The 23078-nt window shown below is 57.6% G+C and carries 23 protein-coding genes and 2 pseudogenes; 8 read left to right on the top strand and 17 right to left on the bottom strand.

The genetic code is table 11. The features are described from left to right. Positions 1–3: 3 nt before the first annotated feature. Positions 4–501 (bottom strand): DUF7985 family protein, encoded by a 498-nt coding sequence (locus K6T36_RS11550; protein ID WP_225935114.1) that lies wholly within the window; start codon positions 499–501, stop codon positions 4–6. A 113-nt stretch (positions 502–614) separates the two neighbouring features. Here K6T36_RS11550 and K6T36_RS11545 point away from each other — a divergent pair, with 113 nt between their 5' ends. Both K6T36_RS11545 and K6T36_RS11540 read left to right on the top strand, forming a co-directional pair. Next, a complete protein-coding gene (locus K6T36_RS11545; protein WP_222921415.1) occupies positions 615–1712 on the top strand; it encodes a transcriptional regulator FilR1 domain-containing protein in 1098 nt (365 codons plus the stop codon). 227 nt (positions 1713–1939) lie between these two features. Further along, positions 1940–2797 carry a hypothetical protein gene (locus K6T36_RS11540; protein WP_222921414.1) on the top strand — a complete coding sequence of 286 codons (858 nt, stop codon included), beginning with the start codon at positions 1940–1942 and terminating at the stop codon, positions 2795–2797. 138 nt (positions 2798–2935) lie between these two features. Here K6T36_RS11540 and K6T36_RS11535 read toward each other — a convergent pair whose 3' ends face one another. Then, positions 2936–3400 carry a DUF8108 domain-containing protein gene (locus K6T36_RS11535; RefSeq protein WP_222921413.1) on the bottom strand — a complete coding sequence of 155 codons (465 nt, stop codon included), beginning with the start codon at positions 3398–3400 and terminating at the stop codon, positions 2936–2938. A gap of 276 nt (positions 3401–3676) precedes the next feature. Between K6T36_RS11535 and K6T36_RS11530 the strand changes: the two genes are divergently transcribed. Then, on the top strand, positions 3677–4366 hold the full coding sequence (locus K6T36_RS11530) for an SOS response-associated peptidase (RefSeq protein ID WP_222921412.1): 690 nt from the start codon (positions 3677–3679) through the stop codon (positions 4364–4366). A 54-nt stretch (positions 4367–4420) separates the two neighbouring features. Here K6T36_RS11530 and K6T36_RS19250 read toward each other — a convergent pair. Together K6T36_RS19250 and K6T36_RS11525 are read right to left on the bottom strand one after the other, a co-directional pair. Then, positions 4421–4600 (bottom strand): annotated as a pseudogene (locus K6T36_RS19250) (DUF8156 family protein); the annotation flags it as partial. Between the two features lie 32 nt (positions 4601–4632). After that, complete coding sequence (locus K6T36_RS11525) at positions 4633–5004, bottom strand: hypothetical protein (protein WP_222921411.1); 372 nt, start codon at positions 5002–5004, stop codon at positions 4633–4635. A gap of 277 nt (positions 5005–5281) precedes the next feature. On the opposite strand from K6T36_RS11525, the gene K6T36_RS11520 reads away from it, so the two are divergent. Continuing rightward, a complete protein-coding gene (locus K6T36_RS11520; protein ID WP_222921410.1) occupies positions 5282–6574 on the top strand; it encodes a hypothetical protein in 1293 nt (430 codons plus the stop codon). 188 nt (positions 6575–6762) lie between these two features. Here the strand turns inward: K6T36_RS11520 and K6T36_RS11515 are convergent, their stop codons facing one another. The 6 genes and pseudogenes from K6T36_RS11515 to K6T36_RS11490 form a co-directional block, all read right to left on the bottom strand. Then, positions 6763–7680: a transcription initiation factor IIB gene (locus K6T36_RS11515; RefSeq protein ID WP_225935113.1), complete on the bottom strand. Its 918-nt coding sequence runs from the start codon at positions 7678–7680 to the stop codon at positions 6763–6765. 70 nt (positions 7681–7750) lie between these two features. Further along, a complete protein-coding gene (locus tag K6T36_RS11510; RefSeq protein WP_222921409.1) occupies positions 7751–8209 on the bottom strand; it encodes an SWIM zinc finger family protein in 459 nt (152 codons plus the stop codon). 59 nt (positions 8210–8268) lie between these two features. Continuing rightward, complete coding sequence (locus K6T36_RS11505; RefSeq protein ID WP_345778296.1) at positions 8269–9192, bottom strand: ArdC-like ssDNA-binding domain-containing protein; 924 nt, start codon at positions 9190–9192, stop codon at positions 8269–8271. 191 nt (positions 9193–9383) lie between these two features. Then, positions 9384–9928, bottom strand: a pseudogene (locus K6T36_RS11500) (transcription initiation factor IIB); the annotation flags it as partial. A 355-nt stretch (positions 9929–10283) separates the two neighbouring features. Beyond that, positions 10284–11273: a hypothetical protein gene (locus tag K6T36_RS11495; RefSeq protein ID WP_222921408.1), complete on the bottom strand. Its 990-nt coding sequence runs from the start codon at positions 11271–11273 to the stop codon at positions 10284–10286. A gap of 99 nt (positions 11274–11372) precedes the next feature. After that, the gene (locus K6T36_RS11490) at positions 11373–12773 is read right to left on the bottom strand and encodes a hypothetical protein (protein WP_222921407.1); all 1401 of its coding nucleotides are present in this window, start codon (positions 12771–12773) and stop codon (positions 11373–11375) included. A gap of 131 nt (positions 12774–12904) precedes the next feature. Here K6T36_RS11490 and K6T36_RS11485 point away from each other — a divergent pair, with 131 nt between their 5' ends. After that, the gene (locus K6T36_RS11485) at positions 12905–13279 is read left to right on the top strand and encodes a hypothetical protein (protein WP_222921406.1); all 375 of its coding nucleotides are present in this window, start codon (positions 12905–12907) and stop codon (positions 13277–13279) included. Positions 13280–13580: 301 nt separating this feature from the next. On the opposite strand, the gene K6T36_RS11480 is transcribed toward K6T36_RS11485, so the two are convergent. Further along, complete coding sequence (locus tag K6T36_RS11480) at positions 13581–14033, bottom strand: hypothetical protein (RefSeq protein WP_222921405.1); 453 nt, start codon at positions 14031–14033, stop codon at positions 13581–13583. Beyond that, on the bottom strand, positions 14030–14656 hold the full coding sequence (locus K6T36_RS11475) for a hypothetical protein (protein WP_222921404.1): 627 nt from the start codon (positions 14654–14656) through the stop codon (positions 14030–14032). Before K6T36_RS11475 ends, K6T36_RS11480 begins: the two co-directional genes overlap by 4 nt. A 307-nt stretch (positions 14657–14963) precedes the next feature. On the opposite strand from K6T36_RS11475, the gene K6T36_RS11470 reads away from it, so the two are divergent. Beyond that, positions 14964–15848 carry an IS1595 family transposase gene (locus tag K6T36_RS11470; RefSeq protein ID WP_222921354.1) on the top strand — a complete coding sequence of 295 codons (885 nt, stop codon included), beginning with the start codon at positions 14964–14966 and terminating at the stop codon, positions 15846–15848. Positions 15849–15861: 13 nt separating this feature from the next. On the opposite strand, the gene K6T36_RS11465 is transcribed toward K6T36_RS11470, so the two are convergent. Together K6T36_RS11465 and K6T36_RS11460 are read right to left on the bottom strand one after the other, a co-directional pair. Beyond that, entirely contained in the window at positions 15862–16128 is a 267-nt protein-coding gene (locus K6T36_RS11465) for a hypothetical protein (protein WP_222921403.1), read from the bottom strand. A 39-nt stretch (positions 16129–16167) separates the two neighbouring features. Beyond that, on the bottom strand, positions 16168–16362 hold the full coding sequence (locus K6T36_RS11460; protein WP_222921402.1) for a hypothetical protein: 195 nt from the start codon (positions 16360–16362) through the stop codon (positions 16168–16170). A gap of 48 nt (positions 16363–16410) precedes the next feature. On the opposite strand from K6T36_RS11460, the gene K6T36_RS11455 reads away from it, so the two are divergent. Then, positions 16411–17817: a DUF5677 domain-containing protein gene (locus K6T36_RS11455; protein WP_225935112.1), complete on the top strand. Its 1407-nt coding sequence runs from the start codon at positions 16411–16413 to the stop codon at positions 17815–17817. A 242-nt stretch (positions 17818–18059) separates the two neighbouring features. Here the strand turns inward: K6T36_RS11455 and K6T36_RS11450 are convergent, their stop codons facing one another. Both K6T36_RS11450 and K6T36_RS11445 read right to left on the bottom strand, forming a co-directional pair. Then, positions 18060–18533, bottom strand: a complete 474-nt coding sequence (locus K6T36_RS11450; RefSeq protein WP_222921401.1) for a hypothetical protein — start codon at positions 18531–18533, stop codon at positions 18060–18062. A gap of 342 nt (positions 18534–18875) precedes the next feature. Further along, on the bottom strand, positions 18876–19754 hold the full coding sequence (locus tag K6T36_RS11445) for a hypothetical protein (protein ID WP_222921400.1): 879 nt from the start codon (positions 19752–19754) through the stop codon (positions 18876–18878). Positions 19755–20134: 380 nt separating this feature from the next. Here K6T36_RS11445 and K6T36_RS11440 point away from each other — a divergent pair, with 380 nt between their 5' ends. Then, positions 20135–20302: a hypothetical protein gene (locus K6T36_RS11440; protein WP_222921399.1), complete on the top strand. Its 168-nt coding sequence runs from the start codon at positions 20135–20137 to the stop codon at positions 20300–20302. A gap of 1580 nt (positions 20303–21882) precedes the next feature. On the opposite strand, the gene K6T36_RS11435 is transcribed toward K6T36_RS11440, so the two are convergent. Next, entirely contained in the window at positions 21883–23013 is a 1131-nt protein-coding gene (locus K6T36_RS11435) for a zinc-binding dehydrogenase (protein WP_222921398.1), read from the bottom strand. Between the last annotated feature and the right edge of the window lie 65 nt (positions 23014–23078).

Raw genomic sequence — 23078 nt, 5'->3', positions numbered from 1 at the left:
CGGTCAGAAGGGGATGAGATCGACACACTCGGCGATCGGGAGGTCCATCGCGGTGCCGCCGACGGTGAACAGCGGTCCGAGCACGACCAGCGTGAGCGCCGACCGGCCGGCGCCGCGCTTGTGCTGTTTGATCTTTGCCTTCTGCTCGCGACCGAGCGTGAACATCTCCATGAGGGCGTCCGCCTGCCAGACCACGAGCAGGCCCATGATCCCCAGCCCGGTGGTGATCTGCACGAAGCCCTCGATCATGTTGGCGAGCGTGTCCGACTCGTCAGTACAGACGGGGTTCGTCGGCTCCTCGTCCTGCGCGGCGACCGTCCCGCTGGCGGCCACCACGAGGAGCACGAGACAGACGCTCACTCGCACCACCGCGGTCCGATCGGGGAGCACTGTCCGTCGATCCGAGCGTTCGCAGTCCGTCGAGGATCGCCCGTCCCCCGCCAGCGGGTGTCCGGTGGAGGGGTCGTCGTCGAGCGGGCGACCGTCACAGCCTGATGCCATCGGTCGAATTCTGCCACCGACGGCGAAGTACTCACGGCGTCCCACAGTGTGAGGATCTCTGAACGGTTCGGCAGAGGATATTTAACCAGCCTTGTGGTGTAATCAATTGAGCAATGAACGGACCCTGGGGGGTCGTTCGAGAGCTGTCCGTCTCCCACACGGATCCGGATCGAGTCGATTTACTGTCGGTCCTCGAGTGTATGGGTGGCGGCGCATCGCCGACCGAGGTGGCGACCGAGTGTGACGCGTGCCGGAAGACGATCTACCGTCGCCTCGACGAGTTCCAAGCGATCGGGTTCGTCGTCGACGACGCGGACACCGGGTACCGAACGACACGGGCCGGCGTGAAAGCCATTGCCGCGTATCGGCGCGTCGCGACACAGACGGACCCGACTGCGATCGCCTATCTCGCGAAATCCGACTCCAGACGCGCACTCCTGCGAGCGCTCGTGGGCGGGGCGGCCGACAAGGCGACGCTGGCCGCGGACGACCAGCTTCCCTCGCGAGCGACCGTCCACCGGGCAGTCGCCCGACTCGACGAGCTCGGCTGGGTGGAGCGAACGGCCGACGGCCGGTTCACCGCGACACAGCGCGGCGCCGTCGATCTGGAACGGATCGACTGGCTCGTCGATGCGATCGAACAGACGATCGCGAAGGCGCCGGCGCTCCGGACGATGAGCTACTGGGCCGACCCGCCGTTGCAGGCGCTCGACGGCGCCGACCTCGTCGTGGAGACGCCCGACGCCCCCCACGCGATGCTCGATGCTGCAGTGGAGGCCGCCGGGATCCGCGACGGCGAATTCCATCACGCACGGACGATCATCCCCGTGTGCATTCCGGTGCTGTTCGATCTGTTCGGCAGAACGACCGACGGGACCGCACGGCAGCAAGTCATCTTCGATCGACGGGCGTACCGCGACCTCACACACCCGGATCGGCTGCAGTACCTCGCGGACGCGGTGCTGTCCTCGAATGTCGACGTGCGGGTCCACCCGGAGCCACTGTACACCGGGCTCACGATCTTCAATCGGGAGACGGTGATGGTGGGCGGATCGACACGCCACGAGCGGAACGCGGCGGTCGTCGGGGAGCCCGACGCGCTCCGCCGCTGGGCGGAGACGACGTTCGATGACCTGTGGGCGGAGAGTCACCTGCCCAGCGGGCGGGTGCGCGAGTGGCTTGATCGGGCAGGCCCCTCCCCGCTGGGGTAGCGCGGCGGTACCAGACGTGTAGCTCGGTGGAGTGAGTGTCGCCAATGCGGTCGGCTGGGAGGTGACCTGAACTGGTAGTAGCGCATGCGGTGTTCGAATCGAGAGATCTAGGGTCTAGCGTTCGCTTGGTGTTGAATACAGCGGGTGAACTTAGCAATTGATGGCCTCTGGATTTGTTGGTATCCTATTGGTGAAGTTTTAAATCGTCAAAGGTGACAGGGAACTGTATGAAACGGCGAACACTTCTCGGTTCGACGATACCGCTCCTTCTGGCGGGTTGTAGTGAAGGTACAACAGGTGGGCGTGATTCTGGCACAACAGATACAGTAACCAGCACCAGTACACCTGCCCCCACGGAAACGCCAACTGCAACGGAGACTCCAACCCCAGAACGTCAACCCCCGAAGGTTAACGAGGTTAGTCTAATCACGGAATGGGAGAAGTTTGGAGACGTTCTAGATAAACAGATTGAGGGAGCGGCACCAGGTACCAATATCGTCGTTGGATACAGATATAATATTCAAATACACGACGGGGTCCACGATATAACAAAACAAGCACGAATCTACGACTCAAGCGATACTCGTATCACCCAGGCTTCCAGCGAGGACCGCCAATTAGTCGATTCATCCGGGTATCAGGAATGGGAGGGGACATTCTATTTCGACACTACGGATTGGGAAATAGGCAATTACGAGGCGGAAGTAATCGTCCGCGACAACGTTACCGGAGATGTTTCTAAAAGCAAATCGGGCGAGTTCAGCCTCAATTCTCCCCTAACTGGGAATGATGCCTCTCTTGTGAGCTATGATGGGCCTGACACTCTCCAATCTGGTGAAGAGTATAGTTACTCACTCGATCTCCAGAATAACTCCAACCGAGACAGTAGCATCATTTCACCATTATCTGTGAAACGCGGAGACAGCGACTGGTACACCTACCCCGACAGTATGTTTCGACTCACGATTCCGTCTAATGAACAGCGTACTTGGGAATCAGAAACAGCAACAGCGCCCAGCGATAAGGGAGTCTATACGTACAGAATAGACGATATTGGGGAAACTTGGACGTACGAGATTGTTTAATTGGCTATTCAATATGACAACTCTTAAGGCTTAGAAGAATACTCCTCGCCGATTCCGGTCACGATTTCCGCACTGTCGAGTAGCGTCGAGATAATGTTCTCCGCGGCTGAGTCAGAGGATAGATACGCAGAACGGTTTTCATTTCGTGTCCTGCTGGTGTTCCACCAAGTCGTTCTCGATTCGTTCGATCTGGCTCTTATCCAACTCTGCTGGTTCGTTGTGCAATTCCGATCGCTCCGCGTACTCTTGCCAGTCTACCTCATGGCAGGTCGAACATTCGAGATTCGCTCCTTTCTCAAGATTCCATACCGGATAACCGAACAGCGCGTAATCGGTTCTGTAGGTTATTTTCTTACCGTTGTAGCTACGTTGCCCGCAGTTTATGCAGTTCTGCTGTATCGGTTCTACAACGTCCTCTATTACGATATTGCGAGTTTTACCGAACGTGAAACGTGAGTAGACACGGTCGGAATTCGCAATGGCTGGAATCACGTGAGATAGAGCAAGAATGAGTAAGACAACAGCACTCGCTGCAACGCCTGCTTCAAATTCCCCAAGAGCAGCATTCATGATCGCAGCCTGGTCTGGCGGGAGCGTGGCCATAATTCTAACTCATGTGATATTGCCAATAACCTAAAACATCGTAGATAAACCTTGCGCGTGTCGACGTGTTCACTGCCAGTTGGGGGGTCTTTTGAATGTCTGAAGGCATATTCTTGAGCGCCGAATTTGTGAGTGTCGTCTCGACCCGAACGATGAGTCTGCAGTTACTTTCTATCAGGTAGTTCCCTTCTCACTGCCTGAAACAAACGCCATCGACGACTTCGGCGACACCGCTACGCGCCTACGTTGAAGACGCCCCCGCACGTACTCGACGGCATGTGTGGGCGCAACTCCCTCTTCCATCCACAAGCCGATCTCGAAGCCCGTTTCGACGCGGAGGTCGTCGCGGACGGCGGCTATACGCCGCGCTACAATATCGCGCCCGGCGACGACCTGCACATCATCACGAACAAGGCCCCCGACGAGATCGACGCCTCCCACTGGGGCCTCATCCCGTTCTGGGCGGACGAACCAGAGGAGGGCCTCATCAACGCCCGCTCGGAGACGGCTGCGGAAAAGCGCGTCTTCCAAGAGGCGTGGGAATCCCGTCCCTGTCTCGTCATCTCGTCGGGGTTCTACGAATGGCGAGCATCGACCGGTGGGGCGAAGCAGCCCTACCGGATCTACCGCGACGGCGAGTCGGCGTTCGCGATGGCCGGCCTCTGGGACGTCTGGGAAGGAGACGATGAGACGATCTCGTGCGTGACGATCCTGACGACGGAGCCGAACGACCTGATGGACCCTATCCACGACCGGATGCCGGTCGTCCTCCCGCAGGACGCCGAGTCCGAGTGGCTGACCGCAGGGCCGGACGCCCGCCAAGAACACTGCCGGCCGTATCCGGAGGATGACCTGGCCGCCTACGAGATCTCCACGCGCGTCAACAACCCCGGCAACGACGACCCCCAGGTCATCGAGCCGCTGGACCACGAGCAGTCGGGACTCGGGGAATTCGGCTCCGGATAGATCCCGTCGTAACTCCTCGAGGTCGGCCAGCCGGTCACGGAGCTCGTCGGTCTCTCGCTGCTGCTCGACGCGAATCGACACGAGGATCGGCATCGCGATGACCCGCTCGTTGTGCTGACGGGCGGCCGCCGCACAGTATTGGGCGTGTTCGCCGACTCGGTCGAACGCCTGCTGCTGCGGTCGCCGGAGCCACTCGCGAAACGGTCGCCAGTCGTCGATCCACTCCGAGAGCATCTGTCGGTAGGTCGGGCGTGTCGTCCCCATCCTCACCCCTCGAGCCGGCGCCGTTTGAGTAGCCACTGATTGCGCGGATGCACGAGGTCCCACGCCTCGAGGTCGGCGGCGTTGAGCGCCTCGCGCCGGCCGGCGTACTGCTCGATCTCCTCGTCGCCGAGGTCGCGGAGGTCATCGACGCCGTCGGCGTCGAAGCCTGTCTCGACGACGCGGCGGAAGACGTGATCCCAGAACAGTGCTGTTTCGCAGCCGTCGGTCAATCCGAGGAGCTCGAACCGCCCCTCGTCGGCGGCGTCCAGGTGCTCGACCATCGCGATCGCGTCGGTTGGGGATCGGTGCTCGGCGATCGTCCACGCCAGCTCGCCGCGGACGTGGGTGAACGTCCCGTCGCTCGTTTGTGCCATTGACTATGGAGGGACCGAGAGGGTAATAGGAGCGAGCCAAGGGCGCGGTGAAAGTGGCCGTTTCGGCGGAAGTGAAACGGCGGCTCCGACAGAAGCGCGGTGCGAACTGCTCACGGAGGCGTGTGAGTCGCCAATCAGATCATGATCCAACCAATGTTAGGCGAGAGAACAAGTGACAGGACAGCAGGAATGGATCTATGGATACGACCCACTATTGGGAAACGGTCGCTGAATACAGGGAGCCACCTTAACATGGCAACCGAACAAGACCTACATCATGGACGAGCGATTCTATGACGCATATCAGCGGATCTGGGAGCCACCCGGGACCGACGAAGTACGTGTCCAAATGGGTCAGGAATCTGCATTCAAAACAAACCTCTACAACGCCATCCGAGATCTCGGTCTCGACAGAGACCTCCACCGAATCACGAATAGAGGTCTATCCCGGAAATTTCACGAAGGGTTCATTGAGATAGCCGAAACGCAAGGGGTAGACCTCACCGAAGACGAGTTGAGCGTTCATTTTCAGACTAAGAAAGACGAGATTTTCTCGAATTGGTTAGGCGCACCACCGGATACGTACATGCTTGTCTTTCCGATAATGATACGGAGCAAGCATTTCCCAGATGAAGTCAAACTCTATGAGTCGAAAGCGGAGAAAATCGACAATAGCCAGTGGGCAAATCATCTCGCGGCGGTGAAAAATGACGATGATTCGAACTTCGATTCCGTTCTAGATGAACTCCCGAACGACTATTCCGACGATCCGTTGGAACGTCGTGAGTGGACCTATTTGAAGGTCGAAATAGAAGCCCGAGACGAATTCTATGCCCTACAAAGGGTTCCTGAACTCGTCGAAACACGCTTCGCTGAAATAAACTTCTTCGACAAACTCTGGGCAGCAGGTATGCCGCAACCAGGGAGCTCAGACCGAGCTCCTTACGAAAAATGGACCAGGCATCAAGAACCACCGTTCTACCTTATATTCCAAGACGGAGATTTTGTTACGTATCGCCCGATGGATTTTGACTATCGACGGTCGATAGGTCGGTTCCATTTCAACCACGCAGACGACATCAACGAAATCAGCGACATTCCGACGTTTGACTACGACGCTGACAAGGGAACCTATGAGGGATATATTGTCAGTGCCCTACTCGCGTACCAAGACGGGATAACCGAACGGTCTGTTCGGCAATCCTTCTTCAGTTTCTGGAGGGGCATCGAGATCCTCTCGAATACCAGCGACTTCGACAAAATGGTTGACCGTGGTGAATACGCGTTGACTTATCACCATGATGGAGATAGCTCTCTTCGTCCAGAGTTGGAACGCGCTATCGAAGAGATAGAGGAAAAACGCCACGAACTTGTTCATGAAGGACTGAAGACCGAGATTCATCAAGGTCACCGAAATGGGGCGAAATTACTGCTGGACGGGTTGTTACTACTATACACCGACAAATATGGACCGTGGGATATCGATGATATGGGCTCGTTCCTCAAACACGGCGTCGAATATCAAGAGAAGATACAGTTCGTCACAACATTGCTATCGGACCTGTCGTAGCGGTTCCAAGTTAATCGCACATTCTCGTCGTCAATGGAGGCTTCCGGCTCGTCGGGGAGTTCTCCGCCGTCTTCGTCAAGTTTCGAATCTCGGGGTCAGTTTTGCGCGCTCATTTTGCACCAGCCACCTAACGGCTGATTCAGCTTGTTCTCCGGTATAAAAAGACCTCACCAGAACAGCGAAACTGTCTACTCGAGTGCGTTCCGGTGCTTGCGAAGCGTCACCGGCGTCACGTCCGCGGCGGTCGCCAATTCCGCTTGGCTGAACCGATCGCGGACATTCAACTCCCGCGCGGCGACGAGGATCGCCCCGCCGGCAATTCCCTGAGGGTGCCCGGCAGTCCCGACCACCGACGGTGACGCATCGAGAACGTCCCGGGCTCGCCGTTCGACCGCGCGTGGAAGCTCCAGGGCCGACACGAGTTTCGGGAGGAACGTCGCCGGCTCACGCGGCGGCACGGGCAGGCCCAGCTCGCGATTCAGTGACGTGTAGGCGTTGTCCACCCGTGCCCTGCTCACCTGCGCGACACGGCTCACATCGCCCCGCGTCTCGGGGCGACCGGTACACCGACATGCCGCGTACACCGCCGCGGCGCTCATCGCCTCGATCGATCGGCCCACGAGAAGGCCGTCGTCCTGGGCGGTCTCGAACAGCCGACACGCCTGATCCCGCAGGGAGTCGCCGAGGCCGAGCGCACTCGCCATGCGTCGGATCTGCGTGAACCCGTGTCGGCGGTTGCGGTCGGCCTTCGATTCCGTCTTCGATCGGCGCTGCTCGCGCCGCAGCCGGGCGAATCGACGGCGCGTGTCGCCGTCGAGCGCGTTCCCCTTGCCGTCACGGGTCCGACCGATCCGCGTCGAGAGCCCGCGGTCGTGCCGAGCGGGCGTGCGTGGGGCGCCCGTCCGCTTGCGGGCGCCGTCTTCTCCCGCGAACCGCCACTCTGGGCCGAGATCTACTTCCTCGTCTGCGAGCACGAGTCCGCAGTCGTCGCAGACTGCCTCCGCGCCGGTCATCGTCACCCGCCCGCCGCAGTCCGGGCAGGTGTTCGCGTCCGTTTGCTGGGTCGATTCGTCGTACCGTCGTTCGTACACAGCAGTGCCGATCACAGGCGATCACGAGGCACGCCGTTCAGCGCCCCTCGCCCGTCGCGGGGCCCAGAAACACCCCGCGGTGCTCTCACTCCTCGGTAGGCAGTCGCTTGCGACCGCGACGAACGCACTCGAAACAGGGGAGCTCCCCGAGGGTAGCGCAGTCGCACCATTCGGGGTCGTCCGGCGACTCATCGGGGTCAGGCACCGAGTCGTTCGTTCTGTCGGCCTCCGACTCGGGAGGCTCCTGCACGCCGCCGTCGGCGACGGGCCGTGCCGCCGCTGCGTCACGGACCGGCGTGTGGATGGCGACCGCGAGCCGGTGTTTGCACGCGGGATCGTAGTGCTCGTCGGCGGGACACTCACACGCGACCGGGAGGGCGCCGTCCATCGTGACGACGTAGCTGTGGTCGCTCGGCTCCGCGTAGCCGCGGTTCGTCACGCGAACGCCGTCCCGCGTGAGCGAGAAGTCGAACGGTTCCGTTTCGGCGCGACGGCGAGCGCCGGTCGAGACGTCGAGTCGGTCGAGAACGTGGCTCGAATCCATGGCTGGCAGGCACGCGAGTGCGCGCCACCCGTGGCGGCGCCCAGAAACCTCGTGGGCTGTTACGTGCCCAGCGGTTCGATGATCGTCTCTGCCGTCCGGCTAATTCTGTCGAGCCGCTCCCGGATCACGCCGGCGTCGTCGCCCGCCCACGACGCGAGGTAGAACGCCGACCCGCTCGGGTCCAAGCCGACGTACCGTGTGACCACGTACGCGACCGCCTCGGCCTCCACCTCGCGTTTCGCCCGCTCGGTCTCGTCATCGACGCCGACGTGTAGCTGGGCGTGAGCGTACTCGTGGACGATCGTCCGGGCGAGGTCGGCACGGTTCTCGCGATCCCGAACCTCGATCACGGGCTTCTCGCCGGCCTGCCTCGGCTCCGAGCAGATCCCGTTCGCGTCGCCGTGCTCCCAGGCAGCCTCGGGCACGATCTCGACCGACGCGCCGAGCTGATGAGCGGCGTCGGTCAACCGTTCCACGAGATCGCCGGCGTCGCCCGTCGCTGCATACTCCAGTTCCGGCAACGGCTCGCCTTCGGTCTGGGAGACATCGAACACGGGGACCGGACGGAACCCGACCAGACCCTCGTCCCACTCCTCGGGCGGGGTCTCGTCGTACTCGCAATCACTGTCGGCGTGGTACGACGGCGCGTTCTCACACTCGGGACACCGCGTCGTGACGATCGGTGCCCAGATCCAGATCGCCGATTCACCCTCTTTCACGTGCCGGTCGAACTCCTCTTGCCACGTCCGGTACCCCGCGACCTTCCGTGCCTCGGGACACTGCTGTTGGATGAGCATCGTGTTCCGTGCCGAGTAGTCGTGGAAGCGACTCTGGACATCGAGCCATTCCTGGAACGCCTCGCTCGCTCGCGCCGACTCGGTCGCCTCCACGAGGTCGTCGAGCCACTGGTCGATCGCACTGTGCATCTCGTCGCGTCGGCCGTCGGTCCCGGAGAACGAGACCGCTGTATCGCTCCTAGCCATAATCGACTCCGAGGCACGCCGACCCGCTCGCCGGCCGCGCCTCGCCTGTCGTGGCGCCCAGAAACCACCCCGTAAGTATCGAACAGAGCAGACACACATGACTACACGATGTTTAAACAGCGATGCCCCTGTTGGACGGCCTCTCGGGGTTCGAGTTCGATGACCTGATGAAAGACGTGTTGCGACTAGTCGTTATACCGGCAGACACCGTAGATGCTGGCTGCGACGATTTCCTCGATGGATCTGCCACGAAGCAGATCTTCCTTTATGAGCGCTCCGGAAGAGCTGACAGGCTTGGTCACGGATCAACTCGGAGAGCTCGAGCGCACTCGCCAGCCGGCGCACCTTGCCCAACCCGTGTGCGAGATTCCGTTCCGCTTTGGACCGCCAGCGGCCACGGGTCTGCTCACGTTGCATCCGGGCCAGCCGTCGCCGTTTCTGGCCTGAGAGTTCGTTCCTGTGTGCATCGATTCCGTGGGCTATCTTCTTTGAGAAACCACAATTGTGGGGGCGCAGTCAGTGGTGCGCCTGTTCGCTCGCGCTCGTCTGCATCGTACGCCCGCCACTCCTGCCCGTGATCGATACAATGTTCATCGATGACGAGGCCACAGTTCTCGCAGACAGTTTCCTTTACCTTCGTGGTGACGTTGCCGTCGCACTCGGGGCACTGGTTTGCGCCCGACTCCGTTTGGACGTCTTCATCGAAGCAAGTTTCGTAGATGTCTCTGGTTGCCATCGTTCTCACCGTGTTTCGGGAACTCGCCAGTACAGCGAGCCCCTCACCCATTGAGGGGAAAATAAACTCAATACGGAGCTAAGACCAATACCTGGAGGGTAAATCCACCTTAGCCGATTTGGTATCTTACTAAACCAGTACTCTGGATTTGCCACCGATCAAATCGTGACGAAGAATATCGATGGCTTTCGAAAACTTCTACGAACCAAGACACTAAGAATATCGCCGATGCAATTCTCTGAAAATCCAGTTACTGATAAGAGACACACTAGGGTTATCGATGGGAATGCACAGAAAGCATTCTTTCATACGATAGTTCAGGCCGAGATAGCCGACCCCCTTAAGAAACACTAACTCAATCACTGAGTTCTCGGGAACGCATTAAATAGATTATATCTTTGTGAAGCGATTTTCCGGTAACTTCAACCTCAGGTGACGACAGGGGACTAGTACTGAAATCGACTTCGTCCTCATTAATGTAGAACCCGCCGACAGCCAAGTGCTGATCTCCACCTTGACTCTCTATCGAGAGGTACCCACGGATATCAGTATGACTGTTGAACACGTCCCCGTCAACTCCCTCTGTTAAAGACTTCTCTGCACCGTCCCATTCCGCGTTATAGGTGCGGTGAGCCATAGCTACTCCACTTTTTGAGTAGTCAATTTCGTTATCGTGAGCAACGAACGTCTTCCCCCACTTCTTTCCCGCTCTCATATCCTGCCATAGTCCACCTGAGTAACGAAGATCGTTACACCCGAAATTCAGCAGCAAACTCTTATACGAACTTACGATATGGCCGGTTGCGTGAGCCGGGACCAAACTTTCTGACTCACTACTACCTCCTTCCACTGTCTGGTTCTCTATTGTAGTGTTCTTCTTAGTATAGTCCGCGTCCACTCTAGGACTGAGAATAGGAACGTTGATTTTGAACAAACTCATATCGATGTTGTTCGTGTTGCTCAGCTCGTAATCCGTTTCACTCGATACCTTCCCCAGTGATGCATCGATCGTCCAGGAACCTTCCCAGTCACCGGTCAGTTCCTGTTCAAAGAAAACAGCTCCCGGTCGTTCCACCTCTCCTTCAGACTCCTCCCTGATATCCTCTGTAACCTCCTCTTTGTGGTAAACACGGGTAGTGTACTCACCTTCCTCGTCAGGGGAACTCCCCGAATCTTGCAACGACTCATACTCCGTGAACCCTCGGTCCTCCAGCTCCTCCTCGAAACTACTGACGGACTGCCCCAAACTACCGGACTGTGTTGAGGCAACCGCAGATCCAGCACCGGTAAGAGATAGAGTAGCCGCGCAGCCGAGACCTTTCAGGACAGATCTTCGGGTTGTCATCTATACTTACCAGTTCCATATCGAGACCTATTAGCCCTCCGTCACCAAAGTGAAAGTGAAATAACCAGACCTACGCGTCGCAGAACACTGGAGAGATAATTAAATGACCTCTATGAACTGGGTGTCTGCGTCCACCGTATCCGACGTATCCAGACTCGCTGCATAGATTGCCCGCAACCGTTCACTGTGCAGGATCTCGATACCCTTCTCCTCAAACTCACTTACCACATCGTCATTCAGCTCCTCCGGCTTCTGAGGAGTAGCCACACACGGAACCGTTTGCAGAGGTTGGATTAACCCAATATCCGTCGGGATATGATAATCGTCAATCACCGAACTGATTGCCTCTGTCCGGTCCAGAATCTGCTCCTTCTCAGAGATATCCTGGTTAGTACACTCTATAAAGAGGATCTGTGTATTCTCCGGGTGATACGCTATAACGTCGATCTCCTTGTACTGAGCTCTTGGAACATCTTCGGAGAAACTGGGGATAACGAACGAATCATCCCCGTACCACTGGACAAGCCAGCCGGCCGTACTCAAGGCGTTCACCACCGCTACCTCGAAGTAATCAGCGTTGTGTCCCTCCAGATATCCCTCTAAGTTGTTGTCTTGATCGAACGCCTGCATAATTTCGTAGCGAGGGTTCTCTGGGACTCTATCACCCGTGTTGTGTTCGACCATATTCACCATCTCATCCTCAAGATACAGGACCGCGTAGAGCTCATCGATATCCTCTAAGTCCAGCTCCTCGGTGTACCGTGACCGGCCATTCTCCATCGACTCCAACTGTTCCTCATCGAACTCAATCTGCCAACCCTTGTGTTCGTCGTACGGCTTCTGGGGAAGCACACTGGCGAATAAATCCTCGAACAGGCTTGTAGGGGAAACCACCTCAAGCGTATCGGAGTCGTCGATGCTGAACTCCATCCCTGAATCAGCGAATAATAGGAGGGCTGGGCTCTCACGATCCGACCGGAAGATGTAGTCGAAGTAGTAGCCTTCGCAGCGTCCAAGATCGTAGTACGGTTCTTCGGTACGCATCAACTGGTCGTCTAACACGTCGATTACCTCGGAGTATTCGTCCTCAATGTCCTCTGGGATGTCGATACTGACAGCGGCGTTGACCTCCATCCGGGGACGGGTTTCTCGGACACGGCCCTCCCGCACACCATCTTGGAAATAATTGCTGGGGTTATGTCGGCGGAGCTCGCTTTCAATCTCAGCTGTTCCCTCACCCGTGGGTATCTCCCCGTTGATTATCTGCTCCAGTAGATCGAAGGGAGAGTTGGAGTTAACCTTGTAGATCGAAAGAGCGCCCTCACGGTACAGGACTTCCGTACTCTCCTCGCCAGGTTCACGGGAAAACTCGAGTTCTCCATTCGGGATTTCCACTCCGTCGACTTCGACACTTGAGAACGTGAGAGTGGCTGACTGCCAGATATCACCGAAGTGTTCCCGGTACCACTGTAGGTCGTCGAGATCCTCGATGTACGGCATTGTTGAATCGTACTCACTCAGCCAGTGTCATAAACGCCCAGTAAACAGCGTTAGAACCGAAGGACTCCGACCATTTTCAGCCCAAAGGTTATGAAGGAATACGTGAAATGCCACGGGTAAGATAAGAAGGGATGTCGGGGAGTCTGCTTGGCGATCTCTGGCAAACAGGGAAGTTCGCCGTCGGATATTACCGAGGGGACAAAAGGACCCTCATCTCACGAGGTATCGACGAAATATCGCCACTCCTGTTACTTCTCGTAGCAGCTCTAACCGTCGGGCACTACTACGGATTCGTCCCAGCAGCTGATGTTCTCCGAGTACTCGGCATCACTGCCTTGATCGGAGCAGTCGACCTCGCCCTGATACTAGACTTCTCCATCCTCCTTGACCTCCTGATCGGGGATATTTTCGGCTTTGCCGGATTGAGAAACTTGCTGACCGGGCTTGCAGTCTTCGGACTTGGCGGCCCGGTTGTGAACTACTTCAAAGCCATCCGCAACCAGTAGTAGAAACCACTCCTCCTCCATTCCGGACTCAAAGCGGGTTCGCCCGGCTGGACACCAGTACGGCAAGAGAATGACTCCGTCTACATCAGGCACTGACAAAATCGTGGAGAAACTGGCTGACCCTGACTACGTGATGCGGGACGATATCCATTACAGCAGCCACGACATCGTCACAACCTAAGTACCGACTGACCGGCTGGAGGACGGTCCAAAACTTGGAAGAAATCGATGTCGAAGTGCTTGAGGAACACGACTACGAGTATCTGATCTCCACCAAACCCCGCCAGTAAAAATCAGGGCCTCACCGACACACCGGACAAACACCGTTACTCTCTATTTCTACCTGGAACGAGAACCCACACTCATCACAAACCTCCTCTTCTAACTCGATAGAGATCGTCGGCGGCTCAGTTTCAACCCGTCCAAAGTCGACATCACCCGCATTAACTTCGATCTCAACCTCACCGCTCGACGAACTCGAGGACCCATTAAACACGTCTTCAATCAAGTCCTCCATCGTCGACAACGCGAAGTTTCGAGAGACTGAGTAGAGGTAGTCTCGTTGTTCCCCGGTAGTGAAGTTGTCCAGTTCCGAGATGAACCTGCAGTCCGGGCATCGAATATTCATAAATCCACGTTCTTCGTACCTCTCCAGATCAATTTTGAACTGGGAACGACACCGAGGGCATCCCCGGCCCAGCATCCCATCCTCGTCAACCGGAATCTCAAGAGACCGTCTTCTGACCTGAGTCATTCTACAGTTTCGGCCTCCTCCCAAGCTTCATCGAAAACCTCGAGATCGTTCTCAAGATTCACTGGACGAAGCTGGCTAATCGTGTGATGTCGTCCACCTGCATCCGCAAACGTGTGGTCCCAGACCCATCCAGCTTCCCGATCACGGACAACTTCCCGTGAATGGAATGGATAGTCCTCCCAGTAATCCAAGTACCGAAGTTCCACATCCCCATCTTTCCCTTCCGCGAACTCTCGATAGAGTTCGATATTCTCCTCACCGATCTCCTTATGAGATCCCAGGATTTTCACGTCGACGACGGAGGGAACATGACTTTCCAACAAATCGTAGAGACGCCCCTTCGCATACATATCCACAACAATCACCTCTTCCCTCGCAACTTCCACAATATCCCGGAATACGTTCTCTGCCTTCTCACGGTTGCCCTGCTCTATGGTGTGCTGAGTATACCTTTGAAGCGGGTGAGTCCTTGGAATCGGGACCCCTTCGTCACGGTACTGCTCATACCGATCGCGGCCTTCGCCTTCTAATTGAAAATCGTTGGACATCCCCGACCGGTCAATCAATCCCTTTCCTGAGAGATACCAGAGATTCCGTTTGATCTCTTGTGCAGACGCACTCAACTCGTCAAACAGTGAGTCCCCATCAATATAGACGAATGTATTCCCCCGATCCTCCTCGTACGCTTTCCGAAGGATTTCATACCGGAGATCGGTATCCAGAAGGGTTTCATATCCCTCCCTGTCAAGCTTCTCGACACCTTCTACCGTTATCTGAACGTGGTTTTTCCCTCGGTACTCGACTTGGCGGTTGTCTTGAAGCCGTTCAATATAGTACCGGCGCTCTTCTGTAGGAGATTGTTGATGGCGCTTAGCTGTCGCCGTAGAATCGAAGAGAGCAAGGACACCGCGTCAGCGGTGTCCGTTAGGCATGATTCCGCTAGATGTGTTTGGGTCGGAATCGGTCGCAGCGGACCTGTTGCAGCAGGTTCGCTGGCGTAACGGTGTTACTTGCCCTCGCTGCCGTTCTGACCGAACGGTCAAGAACGGCAGCTATGGGCACTTTCAGCGCTATCTCTGTAAGAATTGCGACCGCACATTCAACGACAAGACCGGCACGATTTTCGCCCATTCGAAAGTCGCGCTCAGGAAGTGGCTGTTCTCGATTTACGCGTTTCTCCGGTTTAACACGAGTCTTCGCCAACTTCAGCTCGAAATCGACGTTCAGTACAAAACGATCTACCAGCGCGTCGAGCGCTTCACGAAGGCGCTCGACGCGCCTTCGCTCGACCTCGTCGGTCCCGTCGAAATCGACGAAGTCTACGTTTCTGCAGGGCTGAAAGGCCGCGAGCGCGACGGTCGGTCGCGCTCGCGTGGCCTGTCCACGCGTGGACGAGGATCGTACGAGCAGGACAAACCGCCGGTGTTCACGATCGTCGATCGCGGCACCGGCAATCGGTATGTGATCCCCGCGAAATCCGCCGATGAATCGACGGTTCGGCTCCTTCTCGCAAACCGCGAGAAGGAGCCACTGACCGTCTACACTGACGGATTTCGTACCTACGACCCACTCGACGAGGACGACGCATTCGACCGCGAATACGTCGTCCACGGCGACGGCGAATACGCGAATGAAGACGTCCACGTCAATACCTGCGAGAGCCACGGATCGTTGCTGCGACCGTGGCTCTCGCCTCATCGAGGCGTCTCAAAAGATAAGCTCACACAGTATCTCCGAGCGTTCCAGCTTCGACGAAAACTACTGCGGAAACCGGGAAGAGAAGCGCTCAAACACGCTATCAAAGCTACGCTGTGAGATCAACAAAGTGCTACACAAGAGCGTAGTACCGGAGTTCGTCCACATCCAGATCCTCGAACTCCTCAACCATTTCACGGAGATTGGCATCACGTCGTAGATCATCTTTCATCTTCTCATAGATGAAGCTCAGAATTTCTCGATGGATCTTCTGATCGCTAATACTCATTTCCCGAGTACTGGCTACCGAACCATCAAAACAGTTTCTCCGCCAACTCAGGGAGTACATCGTTACCGTGATGTTGTCGATGCCGCCACTCCTGTTCGTGTAGTCTACCAAGTTCCGGCCTGTATCGCTGTCCAGTCCGTAGCTAAATCTTCACTGGTACTCAGAGAACTGGTTGAATGAGTCAAAGGTATCCTTGTAGACTGCGTCGAAATCCACGTAGGCGACTTCCTCCTCGATTTGGCTGACCGGGAGAATCCCGTTGATGTTCTGCATCGTGTCGACTACTGAAGCGTCGTGGCTCGACATTTTACCTGTCCCCTCGAAGAGTGTGCTGTAGCCGGTCAACTAGAGGGTAGGACTAAATCAATCAATCGAGCCATACTCAATCTAAGTATGGGCGAGGACTTCACAGACGATATCGATCTCTCAGATGACCCACTTATTGACGCGATCCGAGACGTACTAAGCGAACAACTCGAGGACCTCGAAGAAGACGAACTAGACGATGTCAGCCCGGAAGACATCCAGAACGTCGTAGAAGAATCCGTGGAGGGATCCATTGAGGAGCTCGCTACGGACACCTACGAACGGATCCTCAACAATGACGAAGGTCTGGAACGGTACCACCAAACTATCGAAGGCTTCCAGGAGGGACTCGAGGAACGATGGGGTGAACCCCTAGAACTTCTCGAACGCCTCGTCATCTGGTCAATGGAGTGCGGTAGGGCAATCAACCAGGATCACGGATTCCAAGCCCGGCAGGAAGACAATTACCAGCTTGAAGCTCTTCTACACCTTCACTCCCGATCTGTCCAAGTCGCTTTAGAAATCCACCACTTGCTGAAAGGAGGGTTCGCCGACGGAGCATTCGCACGCTGGCGATCACTTTACGAACTCTCTACCACCACCTCATTCATCTCTAAGTACGGTGAAGACACTGCAGAACGCTTCCTCAAATACCGCAACGTCTGGGAATACTACTTCGCTGAGACTTACCAAGAACACCAAGATGCCCTCAACGTCGAGCCCCTTGAATCCGAAGTGCTTGAAGAGTTAGAAGAAATAAAAGACGAACTCGTTGACCAGCTCGGTGAATCTATCGACGATGGTGGGCGTGGATCTGGCTGGGCAGCTGAAGCGCACAGCGGCCAGAGTATGAGAAAAGAGGTTGATTTGGAGCATCTCTATCCGTACTATAGACTGGCCTGCGAATCCGTCCACGCAGGGTCAAAGGGAACGCTTGACCGATTAGGGATCATTCGCCACGAGGACATCGAACAGCCAGGTGTATTGCTTGCAGGTCCCTCGAACGCCGGACTGAATCTTCCAGGTCAACTCACGGCAATCTCTCTTGCACAGGTCACAACCGATCTGTTAATGATGAGTGTAAATTCCCGGTCTGTGGCCGATATGATGGGGATGCAGAAGCTTGTCGACGATATCGAGCAAGAGTTCGCTGATGCCTCAGAAGCGCTTGAACAGGACGACCGAGAAGCTTCCGAGGAATGGGCAAACCAGGACATTGTAGATATCGCGTTGAATTACCTTGACCGGTCGGACCTATTTTCAGAGGCTTTCTTCGAGGAATACACAGACTTCGACTCGCTAGAAGAGTTCGAGAACTCACTACCAACTAGCCTTGATAACGTGAAAGTCGGCGACACAGTTGATGCCGACGTTGACGAAGTTGTCAGAGAACACTCTGAGTTCGACTCTTTCCGAGACTTGATTGACACAGCGATGGAGATCTGGGTACACCGAAACGTCAATCTCTCAGAGTACGATATAGACGGGAAATGACGAAAAATCATCATCAAGAGAAAATCTAGTCTAGTACTGGTTACTGGAGATCTATGGTGACTTTCACTGTGTCACTCGTCGGTCTGCTTGCACCGACACCATTCGCAGTGCAACAAAAAAACCTATTCGAAGGGTCGTGGATGCGCGCGCAGCGACCGGAGGGAGCGAGCACGGAGCGGTGGGCGGGGCGGCGGGGGTTGGGCCGGTCGGGCACTCACCAGAAAAAGAGGGCATTTAGTCCCCTACGCTTCCCACCAGCGGCGGTCGCGCTCTGGGAAGACGATCATACTGTCGTAGGTCACGGCGAGTGAGCACCGTCCCTCGTACCAGTTCTTCTTGTCGGCCCGCATCCGCACGGTGTCACCTTCCTGGACGCAGGCTGGCTCCGATCTGCGCCGCGAGATGAACTTGATTTTTCCGGTGTCGTCTGCGATCAGGCCCACTTGGGCGATCTTCGAATTGCTGGCATCCCAGAGCGTGATCACCTCACCTTCGATGCTCACCTCGTCGGTCGGCACGTCCGGGACATCCTCGATGGGGCAGATGGGCCCGGGGGCCGCCTTCAATTCGTCCATCGTCGCGAACACCGCTTCGGTGATGTCCTGGCCCCGTGCGACCCGCCTCGCGAGCACCCGGGAGACGGCCGCTCGACTGTGGTCTGTCCGAAGCCGCTGTGCGATCCGGTCTGCTTCCTCGTTCTCCGTCGCCAGCTCCATCCGAGAGAGGCGCTCGCTCGGATCCGTCCCGTCCAGAGTGCGTTCCGCCCGTTTGCGCTGCCGACGTTCGGTGACGACCTCGGGGGTCCGCTTCGCCCGCCCGTCTTGAGTGCTGAGTTCCGTCTGGGCACTGATGTGCTCCAGCTCGGCGTCCCGGTCGCGAATCTTCTCTTCTGAGCGTGCGGTAGGTGTGAGAAGCCATAGACGATACCGTCCGGGTGGTTGGAATCCACCTTCGCCTGCGTTTCCTACCGTACTGTCGCCCTGAATTTCGGCCGGTCGTGGTAGACATCAAAACTCCACCCGTAGGCATCTGGTACGATCTGAACGCCAGTCCCCGGATTACGACTGGTAGCTATCGAGCGTCGCGGCGGTCGTTCCCGAGAGTCGCTCCCGGATCTCTCCCCGATCCATCCCCAACGGCGACAACACACTCTCGGCCGCACGGATCGCCTCCGCTCGATACCAGTCGCCATCGTACCCCGACAGCGACTCGTGTGCCAACCGCACTCGACCGAGCCCCGTCGCGTCGTCGTCGACGACCACGTACCGTACCTGCTGGCCGGGGGCGAGCGCACAGTCCTTCCACGTCGCCCGCTTCAGCGCGGCGACGGTCACCGTCTCGTGACGGTACTGTTCGACGTGCTTCGACACCCGCTGCTCGACGATCAGCGCCTCCGGGTCGACCGCCCCGTCAGCGACCCGGCCGAGCCACCGGCGAAGCGTCCCGACGACGGCCGCGGCGTCGTGCGTCTCGTCGAGCGTTCGGATCAGCGCCGCCTGCAGCCGTGCGATCCACGGCGGCGTGTCGTCCTGTCGCGCCTCGATCCCGCGAACTTTGACCGCGTCACCGAGCCCCGAGGCCGGATACGCGACATCGCGGCGGCGCCCGAAGTACCGCGTCAGCGCCCCGCCGTCGCCGTCGCGGCGCGGACAGAACGCGACCCAGTCGAAGGCGTCCTCGTACTCCAGTTCGATCCGGGCCGCCTCGGACACCGCCGCGGCGATGGCGTCGAGCGGCCGTCGCTCGGGTTCGGGTACGTCCGGTGCGGGCGTCACCCCGATCGAATCCACGATCCCGTGGAGCACACGCCACCCCCCGTCTTCGAGTGCGGCTTTCGCGTCCAGGAGGATCTCGCGGGCGAACGCGTTGATCGACTCGTGGCACTCGATCCGGCCGAACTTCGCGTTCGAGAACCCCTGGTAGCCGAAACACGACACGAGGATCCATTTGATCGCCGCCGACCGCGACTCAAGCGTCTCGATCTCGTCGGGGATATCACGCTCGCGAGCGATCCCGGCCAGCGTCGCCAGCCGCGGACGAGCAGGTCCTCGGCCGCCGACCGCACGATCTCGTCGGTTCGGTAGAGCAGTCCATCGCTGGGACCACGATGACGGCGGACTCGACCCGCTCGACCACACAGTTCGAGACGACCCGTGGGAGCCGGTCCAGCAGCGCGGCGTGTTGATACGGCGTGAACCCGCGGGCGACGGTGATACGGTCGAGATAACGCGGGTGGGGGGCCAGCGTCGCGAGCGTGTTCGTTCGGACGTGCCCGCCGGCGTCGAGGTCGATATCCGCCCGCGGACCACCCCAGGAAGTGATCGCGAAACAGCTTCTCGCGGACGTATTCGGCATTGAGGCAATAGGAATCGAGCCGGGATACAGGCCACAGGTTGTTCCAATCGAACCGCTCGAGTACACTGAGTCCCAGAGCAGTCTTTCACAATCCGATCTGGACGTAGCAGACCCAGACTCGCTAGATTAGACGTGGTCCGATTGTTGGAGAAATTGGGCTCGTTAAAGTGGATAATGTTCAGATACGCTGAGTTCAAGCGAAGCGGAACGTCTATACACTCGCCAACAGTTTTATTAATTGTATTCTTAGAACAATACGGAGAAAGATAATTCCTATATTACATCAGGAAAAATATATTTTCTTCCGTTCCGTTCACCAATTTTCTTGTGTCAATAACCGAAGCCGTGTCGAGATCACGCGTCTTGGGTGTGGTGCGGCTCAGTCGACGAGAAACACACGTTTTCGACGTCGTGTTTCTCAAGCAGTTAGTACATAATTCCTGAGCAAAAGCGTTGGGTCGGACGGTTTCAATCGTTGTATACGGCAAATTCTCTGCTGGTGGATCGACGACAGCGTACAACCCCTACCACACATCGTTGAGTCGGATCACGGTCTCCCCAATCGGAACGTACTCCGGATCTCGACCGTTCCTCGGCTGGAGATCACCATTGTGAACCCAGTTGTGGATCGGAGATAGAGCCAAATTTTGACGAACCTATCGAGAACAAATATAGTAATTGAAATTGGTATTTTAGGCAGGATCGAACGAGTATCAGTTTTACAACTGAACTTGTGTTTCTTATTGCTCCTCAAACGCTAACTCGATCTCGCTCCATCGATCGTTGAGACGAGCGATTTGTGGCATCGATCCGTAGAGAATCGCTCCGCTTCACTCTCTATCTACTTTTGAACACCGACGTGCAGTCAGCTAAAGGTCCGCCTGGTGCTTGCGTTGCTCGTCCAACACTATGATATTCAACGACCCGTAGACATTCGTGTTACGTGAAACCAATCCCCGATTTGAGACCTAAAAAGAGTGAGATAATTAAGCAGGATCTTCACTCCAAGCATAGGGGTCAAGCCCACAGAAAGCAATACGTCATCTTGGTTAAAGACAGTAAGACAGGGTCCCACAAGTACGGTAATGGCCAAGGTACGTTGCAAATGCCCGGCCTGAAGGCAAACCTCAATATAGCCGAGTCAAATATATCACCCCGTTGATAGGGATCTCCCTTCGACGGAACATTTGCGGCGGGAACGCTATTGGCGGGGTCGAAATAATATGGTATGCGAGATCGGCGCGTTGTGTCTTGCACGACGGTAGAACCGTGAGTGGACTCGTTTGTATCTTCAGTGGGACACTCGCACACCCAGCGGCTGATCTCAACTCTGCACATACTATCCTATCTTCTGACGATCCGTAGACTCAACGCAGTCGCGTCCGCTGGATGGACTGTCGCACCGAGGATGTCCTCGACCACGGGTGGCCGAAGCAGATCGCGCCACCCGACGTAGATCTCGAGGAAGGCGTCCTCCGAGTCTACCGGAGGAGCCAAGAGTGGCAGCGACCGCCGCTGCTGAACCGGGTATCGAGCGGTTACGAGCGCATCGTCGCCGACAGGGTCCACCGAGCGAGTACTGGCCGGTGTTCTCGTTCGCTCACCTCCCGTGGCTGTAAAACGTGGTCCGCGAGGCAAATGGCGTCGACGCCGAGCCCGTGAAGGATTCCGTGTGGGCGCTGCTCCGCGAGCACGAGAGAACCGGCTCAGTCAAAACTCGAGGAGCTGGCGTATCTGGCCGCCTCCCTCCAGGGCGTCCATCGCTTCGTTCACCTCGGTCATCGGTCGGGTATCGGTTATCAGCCCGTCCAGCGAGAGCGTGCCGTCGACGACGAGGTCGGCGAGTTTCGGGATGGCAAGCGGGAGGTTGTACGAACCGGATAGCGACCCGCGGATGACCTTCTCCCCGAACAGCATTCCGTACACGTCGAGGTCGACTTCCTCCTTCCCGAAGGGCGGGACGCCGACGACGATTACTTCGCCGCGCGACCCGACCGCGTCCAGGCCCTGCGTGATGACCGAACTGTGGCCCGTCATCTCGAACGCGTAATCGACGCCGTCCGGACAGATCTCGCGAATCGCATCCACGGGGTCCTCCTCGCTCGCGTTCACGGTGTGGGTGGCGCCCAGGTCGCGCGCCATCTCGAGCTTCTCCTCGACCATGTCCACTGCGATGACGTGACTGGCGTCACAGATGTCCGCGGCCTGCACGCCGTTGAGGCCGACGCCGCCGACGCCGAAGATCGCGGTCGACTCGCCGAGCTCGACCCCAGCCGTGCGCTCGACCGCGCCGAATCCAGTGAAGACGCCACACCCGAGGAGGCACGCGCGGTCCATCGGGAGTTCGTCGGGTACGGGGATGGCGACGTCCTCGGTGACGAGCGTGTACTCCGTGAAGGACGACACGCCAAGGCAGTGATGGACGGGTTCGCCGTCGCGCGAGAACGGGACTCGACCGTTGCGGAGCGTGCCGCGCTCGTTGGCGGGGACGCGCTCGGCGCAGAGGTTCGAGTGCCCGCCGCGACAGTGTTGACAGCGCCCGCACGCGATGCGCCCGAGCACGACGTGGTCTCCCTCCGCGAGTCCCTCGACACGGTCGCCAACCGCGCGCACGACGCCGGCGCCCTCGTGCCCGAGCACGATCGGATACGGGACGTCGAAGTGGCCCAGCGCGAACCCAACGTCAGTGTGACAGAGGCTCGTGGCCTCGATCTCGACGAGCACTTCCTCGCCTTCGGGGTCCGGGACCTCGACGGTCTGTATCGACACCGGCCGCTGTTCGCTGAATTCGTGGTCGTCGATCGGCTCTTCGAGTACCGCTGCCCGCGACTCTACTGGCATATGCTATCCTCTGCCAAGGAGAGTATAAATCATTCTCTCCGCCTCCCCGGCCCGGCCGCTGAAAG

This window comes from Halobaculum roseum, assembly GCF_019880245.1.
Classification (GTDB): domain Archaea; phylum Halobacteriota; class Halobacteria; order Halobacteriales; family Haloferacaceae; genus Halobaculum; species Halobaculum roseum.
The sequence above is the reverse complement of the archived record's forward strand: the minus strand, read 5'-3'. Positions and strand labels throughout refer to the sequence as shown.

Excerpts from the sequence above, each read along its gene's own strand:
- K6T36_RS11550 (WP_225935114.1), bottom strand. The coding sequence starts at position 501 with ATGGCATCAGGCTGTGACGGTCGCCCGCTCGACGACGACCCCTCCACC.
- K6T36_RS11545 (WP_222921415.1), top strand. The coding sequence starts at position 615 with ATGAACGGACCCTGGGGGGTCGTTCGAGAGCTGTCCGTCTCCCACACG.
- K6T36_RS11540 (WP_222921414.1), top strand. The coding sequence starts at position 1,940 with ATGAAACGGCGAACACTTCTCGGTTCGACGATACCGCTCCTTCTGGCG.
- K6T36_RS11535 (WP_222921413.1), bottom strand. The coding sequence starts at position 3,400 with ATGGCCACGCTCCCGCCAGACCAGGCTGCGATCATGAATGCTGCTCTT.
- K6T36_RS11530 (WP_222921412.1), top strand. The coding sequence starts at position 3,677 with ATGTGTGGGCGCAACTCCCTCTTCCATCCACAAGCCGATCTCGAAGCC.
- K6T36_RS11525 (WP_222921411.1), bottom strand. The coding sequence starts at position 5,004 with ATGGCACAAACGAGCGACGGGACGTTCACCCACGTCCGCGGCGAGCTG.
- K6T36_RS11520 (WP_222921410.1), top strand. The coding sequence starts at position 5,282 with ATGGACGAGCGATTCTATGACGCATATCAGCGGATCTGGGAGCCACCC.
- K6T36_RS11510 (WP_222921409.1), bottom strand. The coding sequence starts at position 8,209 with ATGGATTCGAGCCACGTTCTCGACCGACTCGACGTCTCGACCGGCGCT.
- K6T36_RS11505 (WP_345778296.1), bottom strand. The coding sequence starts at position 9,192 with ATGGCTAGGAGCGATACAGCGGTCTCGTTCTCCGGGACCGACGGCCGA.
- K6T36_RS11495 (WP_222921408.1), bottom strand. The coding sequence starts at position 11,273 with ATGACAACCCGAAGATCTGTCCTGAAAGGTCTCGGCTGCGCGGCTACT.
- K6T36_RS11490 (WP_222921407.1), bottom strand. The coding sequence starts at position 12,773 with ATGCCGTACATCGAGGATCTCGACGACCTACAGTGGTACCGGGAACAC.
- K6T36_RS11485 (WP_222921406.1), top strand. The coding sequence starts at position 12,905 with ATGTCGGGGAGTCTGCTTGGCGATCTCTGGCAAACAGGGAAGTTCGCC.
- K6T36_RS11480 (WP_222921405.1), bottom strand. The coding sequence starts at position 14,033 with ATGACTCAGGTCAGAAGACGGTCTCTTGAGATTCCGGTTGACGAGGAT.
- K6T36_RS11470 (WP_222921354.1), top strand. The coding sequence starts at position 14,964 with ATGATTCCGCTAGATGTGTTTGGGTCGGAATCGGTCGCAGCGGACCTG.
- K6T36_RS11455 (WP_225935112.1), top strand. The coding sequence starts at position 16,411 with ATGGGCGAGGACTTCACAGACGATATCGATCTCTCAGATGACCCACTT.
- K6T36_RS11450 (WP_222921401.1), bottom strand. The coding sequence starts at position 18,533 with ATGGAGCTGGCGACGGAGAACGAGGAAGCAGACCGGATCGCACAGCGG.
- K6T36_RS11435 (WP_222921398.1), bottom strand. The coding sequence starts at position 23,013 with ATGCCAGTAGAGTCGCGGGCAGCGGTACTCGAAGAGCCGATCGACGAC.